This is a genomic window from Cupriavidus sp. GW822-FHT02D05 (genome assembly GCF_058802485.1).
In genome coordinates this window covers 35,546-46,729 of sequence record NZ_JBXAOE010000035.1, presented here as the reverse complement: position 1 = coordinate 46,729, position 11,184 = coordinate 35,546, and the positions used below count along the sequence as shown (strand labels likewise).

Annotated in this window: 8 protein-coding genes; 5 read left to right on the top strand and 3 right to left on the bottom strand. The window is 66.2% G+C overall.

Annotated features, from left to right (window positions below; genetic code table 11):
• Positions 1 to 31 precede the first annotated feature (31 nt).
• Together AC1RQK_RS33775 and AC1RQK_RS33770 are read right to left on the bottom strand one after the other, a co-directional pair.
• Entirely contained in the window at positions 32 to 178 is a 147-nt protein-coding gene (locus AC1RQK_RS33775) for a hypothetical protein (protein WP_174427383.1), read from the bottom strand.
• Positions 175 to 1,407, bottom strand: coding sequence for an MFS transporter (locus tag AC1RQK_RS33770; RefSeq protein WP_492813732.1), 1,233 nt, complete (start codon positions 1,405 to 1,407; stop codon positions 175 to 177). The genes AC1RQK_RS33775 and AC1RQK_RS33770 overlap by 4 nt, the downstream gene beginning before the upstream one ends.
• A 305-nt stretch (positions 1,408 to 1,712) precedes the next feature.
• On the opposite strand from AC1RQK_RS33770, the gene AC1RQK_RS33765 reads away from it, so the two are divergent.
• From AC1RQK_RS33765 to AC1RQK_RS33745, 5 genes are all read left to right on the top strand, one after another.
• Positions 1,713 to 3,704, top strand: a complete 1,992-nt coding sequence (locus AC1RQK_RS33765) for a DNA topoisomerase IV subunit B (protein WP_492813730.1) — start codon at positions 1,713 to 1,715, stop codon at positions 3,702 to 3,704.
• A gap of 48 nt (positions 3,705 to 3,752) precedes the next feature.
• Positions 3,753 to 4,547 (top strand): lytic transglycosylase domain-containing protein, encoded by a 795-nt coding sequence (locus AC1RQK_RS33760; RefSeq protein ID WP_492376092.1) that lies wholly within the window; start codon positions 3,753 to 3,755, stop codon positions 4,545 to 4,547.
• Between the two features lie 92 nt (positions 4,548 to 4,639).
• Entirely contained in the window at positions 4,640 to 6,991 is a 2,352-nt protein-coding gene (gene parC, locus AC1RQK_RS33755) for a DNA topoisomerase IV subunit A (RefSeq protein WP_492813728.1), read from the top strand.
• A 106-nt stretch (positions 6,992 to 7,097) separates the two neighbouring features.
• Positions 7,098 to 7,769 carry a chromate transporter gene (locus tag AC1RQK_RS33750; protein WP_492376093.1) on the top strand — a complete coding sequence of 224 codons (672 nt, stop codon included), beginning with the start codon at positions 7,098 to 7,100 and terminating at the stop codon, positions 7,767 to 7,769.
• A complete protein-coding gene (locus AC1RQK_RS33745; RefSeq protein WP_183036321.1) occupies positions 7,766 to 8,296 on the top strand; it encodes a chromate transporter in 531 nt (176 codons plus the stop codon). The genes AC1RQK_RS33750 and AC1RQK_RS33745 overlap by 4 nt, the downstream gene beginning before the upstream one ends.
• Before the next feature lie 950 nt (positions 8,297 to 9,246).
• Here the strand turns inward: AC1RQK_RS33745 and AC1RQK_RS33740 are convergent.
• A complete protein-coding gene (locus AC1RQK_RS33740; protein WP_492813726.1) occupies positions 9,247 to 11,079 on the bottom strand; it encodes an ABC transporter ATP-binding protein in 1,833 nt (610 codons plus the stop codon).
• Between the last annotated feature and the right edge of the window lie 105 nt (positions 11,080 to 11,184).

Here is an 11,184-nt window from a genome sequence, read left to right as displayed (position 1 = left end):
ACAACGGGCGATTGTTAGTCCTCGCGTCCCTTCACCCGCACCAGGCGAGCACCATGTTCGTCAGATCCACCATGAAAGCCGGCCGCAGGTAGGCCATGAAGGCCAGCGCCAGCACCCCGGCCAGCGCCGCGAAGCCTGCTGCCCGAAGCGCAAGGCCGGCGGGGCGTGCCGTGATCATGCCGCGGCCCCTTGCGGCCGCGCGATCGCATGCTCGCGGATCGGCAGGTTGACCAGGGCGGCCACTACGCCCAGCCCGATCGCGATCATCCAGACCGTGCTGTAGGTGCCGGTCCGGTCATACAGGAAGCCACCCAGCCACGCACCTAGGAAGCTGCCGATCTGGTGCGAGAAAAACACCACGCCCGACAGCATCGACAGGTACTGCACGCCAAACACCTGCGCGATGATGCCGTTGGTCAGCGGCACCGTGGACAGCCACAGGAAACCCATCATCGCGGCGAACACCCAGGTGCTGGTAGCCGTGAGCGGCAGCAGCAGGTAGCCGGCAATCACCACGGACCGGGTGATGTAGATCAGCGAAAGCAGGAAGCGCTTGGGCACACGCTGCCCCAACGCGCCCGCGCTATAGGTTCCGAACACATTGAACAGCCCGATCAGCGCCAGCGCCACGGTCGCGATCTTCGGGTCGGTCAGGCCCCGGTCCTTGAGATAGGGCGCCAGATGCACGCCGATGAACACCACCTGGAAGCCGCAGACGAAGTAGCCCAGCGTGAGCAACTGGAAGTTGCGGTTGCCGAACGCTTCGCGCACGGCCTGGCCGATGGTCTGCTGGAAGCCGGGCGCGTGCGTCGCGCCCTGCGGCTCGCGCAGGCTGAAGGCCAGCGGCAGCATCAGGCAAGCCAGCACCGCCAGGATGAACAACGCGTTCTGCCAGCCGGCAGTCGAGATCAGCGTCTGCTCCACCGGGATCATCAGGAACTGCCCGAACGAGCCCGCGGCCGCCGCGATGCCCATGGCCCACACGCGCTTCTCGGGGCTGGCCACGCGGCCAATCACGCCGTACACCACGCTGTAGGTGGTGCCGGACTGCGCAATGCCGATCAGGATGCCGGCGCCAGAGGCGAAGGCGGTGCCGGAGGTGGCCATGGCCATCACGACCAGGCCCGCCACGTATAGCGCAATACCGACCAGCATGATGCGCAAGCCGCCGAACTTGTCGGCCAGCGCGCCCGTGAACGGCTGGGTCACGCCCCACATCAGGTTTTGCAGCGCCAGCGCGAAGGCAAAGGTCTCGCGGCTCCAGCCGTGGGTCTGCGTGATCGGCAGGTTGAACAGGCCGAAGCCGTGCCGGATGCCCATCGACAAGGTGACGAGCAGGCCACCGCAAATCAATACGGTTGTGAGGGAGAGTGGTTTTCTTGGTGTGTGTTGAATCGTGTTCTGCATGGCGTCCTGCATCCTGGCTCGGTGTGCGTAGTGCTGTTTTAGTTTTGTCGGCGCGGTCCGGAACCGCCTTGGCCACGCCGGTGCGAGCGAGTGTACCCCGCATCCCGGGAGGACGTCGGGCGTCACTCCGATGCCGCCCGCGACCCCGGATGTGCCGAATCGCGCACGGCAATTGCTGGTGACGATTGGCATCAAGACGGCTACCCGCTTCCATTACAATGCAGGCTGCCCGGCCCCCCTGGCTGGCGTGCGGCAACCGCGCCCCCGCCAAGGCTGGCCGAGAATCCCACTAAGCAAGCGACTCCATGGCGAGCAAAATCAGTCAGTACAGCGAATCCTCCATCCGGGTCCTGAAGGGCCTGGAGCCGGTCAAGCAACGACCCGGCATGTACACCCGTACCGACAATCCCCTGCACATCGTGCAGGAGGTGATCGACAATGCCTCCGACGAGGCCCTGGGCGGCCACGGCTCCGAGATCATGGTCACCCTGCATCGCGACGGCAGCATCAGCGTCGAGGACGATGGCCGCGGCATCCCGGTCGGCATCCATCCCGAAGAGCAGGTCCCGGTGGTGGAAATCGTGTTCACGCGCCTGCACGCGGGCGGCAAGTTCGACAAGGGCAAGGGCGGTGCCTATGCCTTCTCGGGTGGCCTGCACGGTGTGGGCGTCTCCGTTACCAATGCGCTGTCGACCCGCCTCGACGTGACCGTATGGCGTGACGGCAACTGCTCCACGCTGACCTTCTCCGGCGGCGATGTCACCGTGCCGCTGGCCACGCGCAAGCTCGAGCGCGGCGAGAAGAAGGGCGGCACGCGGGTGCAGGTCTGGCCCGATGCGAAGTACTTCGATTCGGCCGCGATCCCGATGGCCGAGCTGCAGCGGCTGCTGCGCAGCAAGGCGGTGCTGCTGCCCGGCGTCAAGGTCACGCTGCTGCAAGAGAAAAACGGCGAGCGCCAGACCTGGCAGTACGAGCAGGGCCTCAAGGGCTACCTGGTGGAAGCGCTGGCGCAGGGCAGCGGCGCCGAGCTGGTGGTGCCGATGTTCGAAGGCGAGCACTTCGCCGACCCGGACGCCAACCCGGCGGAAGATGGCTTCGCCGAGGGCGAGGGCGCTTCCTGGGTGGTGGCGTGGACCGAAGATGGCGCGCCGGTGCGCGAGTCCTATGTCAACCTGATTCCCACGCCGGCTGGCGGCACGCACGAGTCCGGCCTGCGCGAAGGCCTGTTCCAGGCGGTCAAGAGCTTTATCGAGATGCACGCGCTGCAGCCCAAAGGCGTGAAGCTGATGAGCGAGGACGTGTTCGCCCGTGCCTCGTTCGTGCTGTCCGCCAAGGTGCTGGACCCGCAGTTCCAGGGCCAGATCAAGGAGCGCTTGAACAGCCGCGACGCGGTGAAGCTGGTGTCCACCTTCAGCCGTCCCGCGCTGGAGCTGTGGCTCAACCATCACGTCGAGTACGGCAAGAAGCTCGCCGAGCTGGTGATCCGCCAGGCGCAGGCGCGCACGCGCGCGGCGCAGAAGGTGGAAAAGAAGAAGGGTTCCGGCGTAGCCGTGCTGCCGGGCAAGCTGACCGACTGCGAATCCACCGACGTCACCCGCAATGAACTCTTCCTGGTCGAGGGCGACTCCGCCGGCGGCTCGGCCAAGATGGGGCGCGACAAGGAGTTCCAGGCCATCCTGCCGCTGCGCGGCAAGGTGCTCAACACCTGGGAGACCGAGCGCGACCGCCTGTTCGCCAATAACGAGGTGCACGACATCGCGGTGGCAATCGGCGTGGACCCGCACGGCCCCAACGATGAGCCCGACCTGTCCAACCTGCGCTACGGAAAGATCTGTATCTTGTCCGACGCTGACGTGGACGGTGCGCACATCCAGGTGCTATTACTGACCTTGTTCTTCAAGCATTTCCCCAGGCTGATCGACAACGGCAACGTGTGCGTGGCCCGCCCGCCGCTTTTCCGGGTGGATGCGCCGGCGCGCGGCAAGAAGCCGGCCCAGAAGCTCTATGCGCTGGACGACGGTGAGCTGGTGGCCATCCAGGACAAGCTGATGAAGGATGGCATCAAGGAAGGCGGCTGGCAGATCTCGCGCTTCAAGGGCCTGGGCGAGATGAATGCCGAGCAGCTGTGGGAAACCACCATGAATCCCGACACGCGCCGCCTGTTGCCGGTGGCGCTCGGCCATTTCGACCTGCCGCAGACCGTGGGCGTGATGAATATGCTGATGGGCAAGGGCGAGGCCGCGCAGCGGCGCACCTGGCTCGAGGAGCGCGGCAACGAGGTGATCGCCGATATCTAGGCGGCACGAATCGAACCGTTCGATACCCGCATGACGCAAGGAGTCCCGATGGCTAAGACCAGACCTGGCAGCAACCGCGCGCGGCAATGGATTGCCGCCGGCATGCTGCTGGCCGGCTTGGCCGGCCTGGGCTTCATGCCAGCGGCCCACGCTGCGCTGTACGGCTATATCGACGACGACGGCGTGGCGCATTTCTCGGACGAGAAGCTGGACGAGCGCTACACGCTGTTCATGAAGAATGGTGGCGAGCTCAAGAGCCCGCTGCCGTACCGCGCCGGAGCCGGTGCCGGCAGCCAGATCGACCTGGAGACGCACAAGCTTTACCGCTATGTCGTCAACCATCCCAATATCGCCACGGTCGAGCCCATGATCCGCCAGATCGCGGCGGCGCAGAATGTCGACCCGGCGCTGGTCAAGGCAGTGATGGCGGTAGAGTCCGGCTTCAACGCAGGCGCGGTCTCGCCCAAGGGCGCGATCGGGCTGATGCAGGTGATTCCCGACACCGGCGCGCGCTTTGGCGTGAGCGCCGATGCCCGGCGCACGGTCGAGCAGAAACTGGCCGACCCGCGCACCAATATCTCGGCCGGCGTGCGCTACCTGCGCTGGCTGATGGAGCTGTTCCCCAACGACCTCGAGCTGGTGCTGGCCGCGTACAACGCGGGCGAGGGCGCGGTGCAACGCTACAACAACAAGATTCCGCCTTTCCCCGAGACCCAGCAATATGTCAGCACGGTGCTGCAGTTCTATCGCTTCTACCGTCCGGGCGGCGCGCCCGCGGGGTTGGGCGGGGCGGGAGTCAATCGCGTCAAGATGGTGATCGGCGGCCGCCGCAACATGCCCTGATCCCATACCGAACCCTAAGACGAACCGCATAACGAACAACATGCAACCGGCGCACCGGCCAACGATGCGGTGCGCCGTCTTCTTGCCAATCCATGGAACAACAAGACATTCCGCTTGACCCAGGTTCGCCCGACAACGGAGCGGACTCGCTGACCCTGGCGCACTATGCCGAGCGCGCCTATCTCGACTACGCCATCAGCGTGGTCAAAGGCCGCGCGCTGCCGGAAGTGGCCGATGGCCAGAAGCCGGTGCAGCGCCGCATCCTGTACGCCATGCACGAGATGGGGCTGCGCTCCGACGCCAAGCCGGTCAAGTCGGCGCGCGTGGTGGGCGATGTGCTGGGTAAATTCCACCCGCACGGCGACCAGTCCGCCTATGACGCGCTGGTGCGCCTGGCGCAGGACTTCTCGCTGCGCTACCCGCTGATCGACGGCCAGGGCAACTTCGGCTCGCGCGACGGCGACGGCGCAGCGGCCATGCGCTACACCGAAGCCCGGCTCACGCCGATCGCGCGCCTGCTGCTCGACGAGATCGACCAGGGCACGGTGGACTTCATCCCCAACTACGACGGCTCGATGGAAGAGCCCAGGCTGATGCCGGCGCGCCTGCCCTTTGTGCTGCTCAACGGCGCATCGGGCATTGCCGTGGGCATGGCCACCGAGGTGCCGCCGCACAACCTGCGCGAAGTGGCGGCAGCCACGGTGGCGATGATCCGCAACCCCAACATCACGCTGGCCGAGCTGCTGGCGCTGATGCCGGGGCCGGACTATCCGGGCGGCGGCCAGATCATTTCGCCCGCGGCCGACATTGCGCAGATCTACGAGAACGGCCGCGGCAGCCTGAAGGTGCGCGCGCGCTGGATCATCGAGGAAATGGCGCGCGGCCAGTGGCAACTGGTGGTGACCGAGCTGCCGCCGAGCACCTCGTCGCAGAAGGTGCTCGAAGAGATCGAGGAAATCACCAACCCGAAGGTCCGCGCGGGCAAGAAGTCGCTGACGCCCGAGCAGTTGCAGCTCAAGCAAGGCATGCTGGCGGTGCTCGACGCGGTGCGCGATGAATCCGGCAAGAACGCGCCGGTGCGGCTGGTGTTCGAGCCCAAGAGCAAGAACATCGAGCAGCAGGAATTCATCCAGACGCTGCTGGCGCACACCAGCCTGGAGTCAGGCGCCTCGATCAACCTGGTGATGATCGGCACCGATGGCCGCCCACGCCAGAAGGGCCTGGCCGACATCCTGCGCGAGTGGATCGCCTTCCGCTTCGCCACCGTCACCCGCCGCACGCGCCATCGCCTGGGCAAGGTCGAAGACCGCATTCACATCCTCGAAGGCCGGATGCTGGTGCTGCTCAATATCGACGAGGTGATCCGCATCATCCGCGAGAGCGATGAGCCCAAGCCGGCGCTGATGCAGGCCTTCGGCCTGTCGGACCGCCAGGCCGAGGACATCCTGGAAATCCGCCTGCGCCAGCTGGCCAGGCTGGAAGCGCTGCGCATCGAGCAGGAGTTGAAGAGCCTGCGCGACGAGCAGGCCGAGCTGGATGTGCTGCTCAAGTCCGAGACCATGATGCGCCGGCGCATCATCAAGGAGATCGAGACCGACGCCAAGCAATACAGCCCGGAAGACAAGGATCCGCGCCGCACGCTGATCCAGGAAGAGCGCCGCGCCAACGCCGAGGTGCGCGTGGTCGACGAGCCCGTCACCGTGGTGGTCTCCCAGAAGGGCTGGGTGCGCACGCGCCAGGGCCACGGCCATGACGCGCAGCAGTTCACCTTCAAGGCGGGCGATGCGCTCTATGGCACCTTCGAGTGCCGCAGCGTGGACGTGATGCTGGTGTTCGGCACCAATGGCCGCGCCTACACGGTGCCGGTGGCCGGCTTGCCGGGCGGGCGCGGCGACGGCGTGCCCGTGACCACGCTGATCGAGCTGCAGCCCGGCAGCCAGATCGCCCATACCTTTGCCGGCGGTGTCGACCAGCGCTTGCTGATCGCCACGCGCGGCGGCAATGGCTTCCAGACCAAGGTCGGCGACATGGTCAGCCGGCAGAAGGGCGGCCGCGCCTACCTGACGCTGGACGAGGGCGACGCGCCGCTGTTGCCCGCGCCGATCGGCGAGGAGGCCACGCACGTGGCCTGCCTGTCGGCCAACGGCCGCATGCTGCTGGTTGCGCTCGACGAGATCAAGTCGCTCTCGGCCGGTGGCCGCGGCGTGATCCTGATGGAGCTGGAACCCAAGGAGACGCTGCAGCAGGCGATTGCCGTCGGCGCCCCTGGGCTGGTGGTGTCCGGTGCCGGGCGCGGCGGCAAGCCGAGTTCGCAGAAGCTCTACGGCCAGCTGCTGCTGCCATATGTGGGCAAGCGCGCCCGCAAGGGCCGCGCGTTGGATCTCAAGCTCAAGGAGCCGAGCATCGAGCCGGTACGGATCGTGCCGCCGGCGAGCGGCAACTAAGCCGCGCCAACCCGAACTGGCCCTGCGCGACAGACAATGCGCGGGGCCTTTTTCTTTCCCGGCATGCCGGACCGCCCCGGCGGCCATGCCTCTCCCGTGACAAGCGATGCCAGTTACTCCCTCTCCCGCCGGCGACGATCCGATGGTAGCGCTAGCACCCCCACCTACGCCGCGGCGCCTGTTTATCGAATTCGCCCGCATGGGGCTGTCCGGCTTCGGCGGTGTGCTGCCCTTCGTGCGGCGCGCCGTGGTCGACCGCAACCGCTGGCTGGGCGACCGCGATTTTGTCGAGCTGCTCAGCCTTGGGCAGGTGCTGCCCGGCCCCAACGTGATCAACCTCGCGCTGATGCTGGGCTTGCGCTTTGCCGGACTGCGCGGCGCGCTGGCGGCCTTTGCGGGGCTGGTGATGGTGCCGATGGTGGGCGTGCTGGCGCTGATGCTGCTGTACGAGCACTACCGCGACGTGGCGGCGGTGCAGCGCATGCTCACGGGCATGACGGCGGTGTCGGCCGGGCTGGTGCTGTCGACCGGCTTCAAGCTCGCACAGAGCCAGCCGCGCACCGTGCGCGGACTAATGATCGGCGGCGCGGCGTTTGTCGGCATCGGGCTGTTGCGCTGGCCGCTGGTGCCGGTGATGGCGGTGCTGGTGCCGATGGGGCTGGTGCTGGAGTGGCGCAGCGAGCAGCTTGCGCGGCGCGCGCAGGCGGCGGCTATCGAGGTGTCGTCCATGCCGCCCGCGCCGCCCGTGCCAGCGGTACCCGGGGAGCCACGGCAATGAGTTCACCGAACGTGCTTTCCAGCCTGCTCACGCATTTCCTGATGCTGTCGTTCCTCGCCATCGGCGGGGCCAGTACCACGATCCCCGACATGCATCGCTTCCTGGTGGAGTCGAACGCCTGGATGAGCGACGCGCAGTTCTCCGCCATGTACGCCATCTCGCAGGCCGCGCCCGGGCCGAACATCTTGTTCGTTGCCTTGTTCGGCTGGCAGGTGGCGGGCCTGGCCGGCGCCATTGTCGGCATGATCGGCATCTGCGGGCCGTCCAGCGTGATCGCGCTCGGCTTCGAGTATTTCGCCGGCCGCTCGCCGCAAGCGCGGTGGCCCGGCCTGATCCGGCGCGGCCTTGCCACGCTGACCATCGGGCTGCTGTTTTCCACTGGCTGGATCCTTGCCGCGAGCGTGGATCACCGCTGGACCGCCGTGGCGGTGACGGTGGTCACCATCGTGCTGATGCTCAAGACGAAGGTGCATCCGCTGGTGCTGGTGGCGTTGGGGGCTGGGGCGGGGGTGATGGGGTTGGTTTGAGCCTGATAGTGGATGGATGATGCTGTGTCGGCTGTTGGGGCCAAGAGCCTCCATGCTCGGTCTTTCGCTGCTTCTTTTTGCGGCGATGGTTTTTGCACCCAAGGGCCATACGACATCCCCCTGCGGGGTTGGTCGCTGTTTCTTTGTACGGCGATGGTTATTGAACCCAACAGCCGTACGACATCCCCCTGCGGGGGCTGCCGGTCACTCTTCTTTGCGTCGGCAAAGAAGACTAACGAGAAGAAAGCCGACCCTGCCGGGGGCAGAGCAATCAGGCTTATGTGGGACTGTGGTTGCGTCGTACGGCCCGGAGTGTTGGCTGGCCTTTGCCATGCCGGCTTAGAGGACATCGAAAATGCATGACCCAATGGTCACGTTGTGGTGCCCCTGATCGCGTTGCTCGGTGAGCATTCCACCATCTGCCGTTACCGGCGCGCGCCATCACGACACATCGCCCATCAGTGGTTTCGTGGTGGGGCGGGCGCGGTGGTCAGGGCCTTGGGCATAGCAAGCCGGTGCCACCGCGCCCACGACGGAACCGGTGCGCCCGCAACTTCGTGGCCGGCCACTGCGCGAGCGACAGACGGCTTGAAGCAAGTGATGTCAGCTACCGGGGGCCTCACCACGAATCCCGGAAGCTGGCAGGTTCGTGGTCAGTCAAGCCGGTACCGGCAGAAGCCCGCCGACACTCTGGGCCGTACGACGAAACCACAGTCCCACATAAGCTTGATTGCTCTGCCCCCGGCAGGGTCGGCTTTCTTCTCGTTAGTCTTCTTTGCCGACGCAAAGAAGAGTGACCGGCAGCCCCCGCAGGGGGATGTCGTACGGCTGTTGGGTTCAATAACCATCGCCGTACAAAGAAACAGCGACCAACCCCGCAGGGGGATGTCGTATGGCACCTTGGGTGCAAAAACCATCGCCGCAAAAAGAAACCCCCCTACATCAAACCTCTAATCCACCCCCACAAACCCCCCAGTCTGATGCGCCCACAACCGCGCATAAAGCCCCCCACGCGCCAGCAACTCCGCATGCGTGCCGCTCTCGGCGATCCGCCCATCCTCCAGTACCACCAGCCGGTCCATGCGCGCGATGGTGGACAGGCGGTGCGCGATGGCGATCACGGTCTTGCCCTGCATCAGCGTCTCCAGGTTCTCCTGGATGGCGGCTTCCACTTCGGAGTCCAGCGCCGAGGTGGCTTCGTCCAGGATCAGGATCGGTGCGTTTTTCAGCAGCACTCGTGCCACGGCAATGCGCTGGCGCTGGCCGCCCGACAGCTTCACGCCACGCTCGCCCACCTGCGCATCCAGCCCCGTCGCCCCATGCGCATCGCGCAGGCGCGGAATGAACTCGCCGGCATGGGCGTCGTTGGCCGCGGTGAGCAGCTCGGCCTCGCTGGCGCCGGGGCGGCCATAGCGCAGGTTGTCGCGGATCGAGCGGTGCAGCAGCGACGTATCCTGCGTCACCATGCCGATCTGCGCACGCAGGCTTTCCTGCGTGACGCCGGCGATGTCCTGGCCGTCGATCAGGATGCGTCCTTGCTCCACGTCGTACAGCCGCAGGAGCAGGTTGACCAGCGTCGACTTGCCGGCACCGGAGGGGCCGACCAGGCCGATCTTCTCGCCCGGGCGCACCACCAGGTCGATGTTCTCGATCACGCCCGAGCCCTTGCCGTAGTGAAAGCCCACGCCTTCGAAGCGCACCTCTGCGCGCGTGACGCGCAGCGCTTGCGCGTTGTCGCGATCGCCGACCGTGCGCGGCACGGCGATGGTCTGCAGGCCATCCTGCACCTGGCCGATGTTCTCGAAGATGCCGCTGATCACCCACATGATCCAGCCCGACATGCTGACGATGCGGATCACCAGCCCGCTCGACAGCGCAATCGCGCCGACGCTGACATGGCCCTGGCTCCATAGCCACAGCGCCAGCCCGGTGGTGCCGGCGATCAGCAGGCCATTGAGCGAGGTCACGGTGAAATCCATGGCGCTGACCATGCGCCCGGACAGGCGTGCCTTGTCGGTCAGGTCGGCCATGGCTTCGCGCGCGTAGTCCTCTTCATGGCGCGTGTGGGCGAACAGCTTGAGCGTGGTGATGTTGGTATAGCCGTCGACGATGCGCCCCATCAGCCGCGAGCGCGCGCCGGTGGCGGCAACCGAGCGCGCCTTCACGCGTGGCGTGAAGTACAGCATGGCGGCCACGTAGCAGGCGATCCACGCCACGAGGGGAAGCATCAGGCGCCAGTCGGCTTGCGCGAACAGGTAGAGGGAGCTGGCCGCGTAGATCAACACATGCCAGATGGCATCCACGGCCTGCACCGCTGAATCGCGCAGCGAGAAGCCGGTCTGCATGATGCGCTGCGCGATGCGCCCGGCAAAGTCGTTCTGAAAAAACGACAGGCTCTGCTTGAGGACGTAGCGGTGGTTCTGCCAGCGCACCAGGTTGCCCAGGCTCGGGTTGATGACCTGGTGCACGAGGATGTCGTGCAGGCCGTTGAAGAACGGACGCAGCAGCAGCGCCACCACCGCCATCCACATGAGCTCGACGCGGTGGCGCGCGAAGAACTCGGCGGGCGGTGTTGCTTGCGCCAGGTCGACCAAGCGACCGAGAAAGCCGAACAGCGAGACTTCGATCAGCGCGCCAGCCAGCCCCACGCCCAGCAGCAGCGCGAAGACCGGCCACACCTCTCGCAGGAAGTAGGCATAAAAGCGCCAGATCTGGCTGGGTGGCTGGGTGTCGGGGAGGGCGCGGAACGGGTCAATCAGCCGTTCCAGGAAACGCATCAGCATGGGAGTCCAGGGGTGTTCCGCGGCGACCGCCTCGTTCGGGTCGCAGGCGTGCTTGCAAGGGCCGTATCGATGCCATGGGCATGCGGCGGATCAGGAGCATCATAC

Bases quoted from the DNA above. Each gene is read 5' to 3' on its own strand.
- AC1RQK_RS33775 (WP_174427383.1), bottom strand. From the start codon at position 178: ATGATCACGGCACGCCCCGCCGGCCTTGCGCTTCGGGCAGCAGGCTTC.
- AC1RQK_RS33770 (WP_492813732.1), bottom strand. From the start codon at position 1,407: ATGCAGAACACGATTCAACACACACCAAGAAAACCACTCTCCCTCACA.
- AC1RQK_RS33765 (WP_492813730.1), top strand. From the start codon at position 1,713: ATGGCGAGCAAAATCAGTCAGTACAGCGAATCCTCCATCCGGGTCCTG.
- AC1RQK_RS33760 (WP_492376092.1), top strand. From the start codon at position 3,753: ATGGCTAAGACCAGACCTGGCAGCAACCGCGCGCGGCAATGGATTGCC.
- parC (WP_492813728.1), top strand. From the start codon at position 4,640: ATGGAACAACAAGACATTCCGCTTGACCCAGGTTCGCCCGACAACGGA.
- AC1RQK_RS33750 (WP_492376093.1), top strand. From the start codon at position 7,098: ATGCCAGTTACTCCCTCTCCCGCCGGCGACGATCCGATGGTAGCGCTA.
- AC1RQK_RS33745 (WP_183036321.1), top strand. From the start codon at position 7,766: ATGAGTTCACCGAACGTGCTTTCCAGCCTGCTCACGCATTTCCTGATG.
- AC1RQK_RS33740 (WP_492813726.1), bottom strand. From the start codon at position 11,079: ATGCTGATGCGTTTCCTGGAACGGCTGATTGACCCGTTCCGCGCCCTC.